This window comes from Mesorhizobium sp. WSM4844 (assembly GCF_055811775.1).
The window spans coordinates 1-2,534 of the sequence record NZ_JBVVQB010000125.1 but is presented as its reverse complement, the minus strand read 5'-3'; the positions used below and the strand labels follow the sequence as shown (position 1 = coordinate 2,534).

The 2,534-nt window shown below is 66.6% G+C and carries 3 protein-coding genes; 1 reads left to right on the top strand and 2 read right to left on the bottom strand.

The annotated features are described in order from the left end of the window. On the top strand, window positions 1-263 hold a 263-nt coding region (locus AC0L2A_RS35960), incomplete at its 5' end, for a hypothetical protein (RefSeq protein WP_473612923.1). A 37-nt stretch (window positions 264-300) separates the two neighbouring features. On the opposite strand, the gene AC0L2A_RS35955 is transcribed toward AC0L2A_RS35960, so the two are convergent. Together AC0L2A_RS35955 and AC0L2A_RS35950 are read right to left on the bottom strand one after the other, a co-directional pair. Then, window positions 301-1,494 (bottom strand): IS91 family transposase, encoded by a 1,194-nt coding sequence (locus tag AC0L2A_RS35955; protein ID WP_473612921.1) that lies wholly within the window; start codon window positions 1,492-1,494, stop codon window positions 301-303. 3 nt (window positions 1,495-1,497) lie between these two features. After that, on the bottom strand, window positions 1,498-2,406 hold the full coding sequence (locus AC0L2A_RS35950) for a tyrosine-type recombinase/integrase (protein ID WP_473612920.1): 909 nt from the start codon (window positions 2,404-2,406) through the stop codon (window positions 1,498-1,500). Window positions 2,407-2,534: the final 128 nt, after the last annotated feature.

Sequence of the window (2,534 nt, the reverse complement as noted above, 5' to 3'; positions counted from 1 at the left end):
TCGTGAAGAGTTTCGGGCGCCGGCAGGCGTACGAAAGTCCCCGAGGAAGGAACCCGCGGGCCACGGGCGATGGCTATGGAGATTTCGATTTTCGGCTGGTGTCTGGGATGGCGCGACCGCCGCCGGGAAGCGGCGGGATTGATGCAGACGGACTGCCTTGTCTTCCGGCCGTGCGGCATCGTCGGCTCGGCATGCAGTCGGACGCAGCCCTGTCGACGCCGATGATCACCATGGACGCGCCCGGGTTGGTTGCCGGAGACTGAGTGCCTGCGCCAGAAGGCTGCATCAAGCCATGCCGGGTCATGGGGCGTTCTCCCGGTCCGGTGTCCTGGCGTAGGGCGGTCCGCGCGGCTGCCTCCACCGTTCGAACACCTCGATGACGATCATGCGTCCGCCACAGCAGGGGCATGGCGGCCGGAAGTCTTCCGGTTCGCCTGGTGTTTCGTCATCGGCTGGCGCGGTGACGTCCAGGAGTTCGCGGGCGAGCGCGAGGCTGGCCTTGCGGGCGGAGCCGGCGAGCAGGCCGTAATGCCGGATGCGATGGAAACTGCGTGGCAGGACATGGAGCAGGAAGCGGCGGATGAACTCGTCGGCGGCGAGCGTCATGATCTGCTGCCGGTCCGCGCCGTCGCGGCGGTAGTCCTTGTAGCGGAAGGTGACGCGGCTCTCGTCGAAGCGGATCAGGCGACGGTTTGAAATGGCGACCCTGTGCGTGTAGCGCGACAGGTAGGCAAGCACCGCTTCCGGCCCGGCGAAGGGTGCCTTGGCATAGACCACCCAGCGCTTGCTGCGAACAGGCTTCAGATGACGCAGGAAGGCGCGTCGGTCGGCCAGATGCGCCGCCGATCCGACGAAGGCGAGCCGGCCGGCATCGTGAAGCGCAAGCAGCCGGGTCAGGAGCAGACGGCGGAAGAGCTTGCCGAGCACGCGCACCGGAAGGAGAAAGGCCGGGCGCGACGATACCCAGCGCTTCCCGTCGAGTGCGATGCCGCCGCCCGGCACGATCATGTGAACATGGGGGTGGTGAGTCATCGCCGAGCCCCATGTGTGGAGCACGGCGGTGATGCCGATGCGCGCGCCGAGATGCTTCGGATCAGCGGCGATGGTCAGCATCGTCTCCGATGCCGCCTTGAACAGCAGGTCGTAGACTAGCGCCTTGTTGTGGAAGGCGATGTCGGCGACTTCGGCGGGCAGGGTGAACACGACATGGAAGTAGCCGACCGGCAGCAGGTCAGCCTCGCGCTCGGCCAGCCATGTCCGCGCCGCGGCGCCCTGGCACTTGGGGCAGTGCCGGTTGCGGCAGGAGTTGTAGGCGATCCGCCACTGGCCGCAGTCCTCGCAGGCCTCGACGTGACCGCCAAGCGCCGCGGTGCGGCAGTGCTCGATCGCCGACATCACCTTGAGCTGGATAATGCTCAGATGGCCGGCATGAACGGCCCGGTAGGCGGGTCCGGCAGCACGGAAGATGTCGGCGACCTCGACAGAGGCGCGCACGGCTCAGCCATCGGGCGAGATCTCTGCCTCCTTGAACAGGCCGAGCTTGTCGAGCGGGCTCGTGACCGTGCGCACCGTGCGGGTCGCGACCTTGGTGTAGAAGGCGGTGTTGTCGAGCTTGGCGTGCCCGAGCAGGACCTGGATGACCCGAATGTCGGTGCCGTCTTCAAGCAGGTGGGTGGCGAAGCTGTGGCGCAACGTATGCGGCCCGACCCGCTTGGCGATGCCGGCGGCCTGTGCCGCCTCGACGACGATGCGGTGAAGGTGTCGGGTGCTGATCGGCTTCATCGGATGCTGCCCGGGAAACAGCCAGCCATCGCGGTGCATGACACCCTGTTGCCGCCCGACCTTCCACCACTGGCGCAACAGCGTAAGCAGGTCGGCCGACAGCATGGCATTGCGGTATCGTCCGCCCTTGCCACGCTCGATACGCAGCAGCATGCGCTCGCTGTCGATATCGGCGACCTTCAGTGTCGACACCTCGGCGACGCGAAGCCCTGAGCCATAGGCGACCGACAGCGCGGCCTGATGCTTGAGGCAGGTGGTGGCGTTGAGAAGCCGGGCGACCTCGTCTCGGCTTAGGACCACGGGTAGCTTGCGCGGGTGCGCCAGCCGGACGAGCCTGCGCGCCAGATCCGGGCGGTCGAGCGTATGGGTGAAGAAGAAGCGCAGCGCCGACACGATGCTGTTCATGGTCGGAACGGGAACGCCGTCCTCCTGCTGTTCAACCTGGAATCGTCGTAGGTCGTCGGCCGTGGCCGTATCCGGAGATCGGCCGAGGAAGCTGGCGAACCTTCCGACATCGCGGAGATAGTTGCGCTGCGTCTCCTTGCCGAACCGGCGCAGGGTCATATCGTCGATCAGCCGCTGGCGCAGCGGGCTGATCGGAGCTTCGAGAACAGGATGGGTCATGGTCAGGCTCCTTGTTGAAGAAGCCCGTCATGCTCTGCCGCCGCCGAACAACGCTCAATGCAGGCGCGACGACCGGTTCCTGATCTCTACCTCAACCGCAGGCGCCCTCCCGCGCAGCGGGTTCGTTC

Coding starts and splice junctions, on each gene's coding strand:
- AC0L2A_RS35950 (WP_473612920.1), bottom strand. CDS start 2,406: ATGACCCATCCTGTTCTCGAAGCTCCGATCAGCCCGCTGCGCCAGCGG.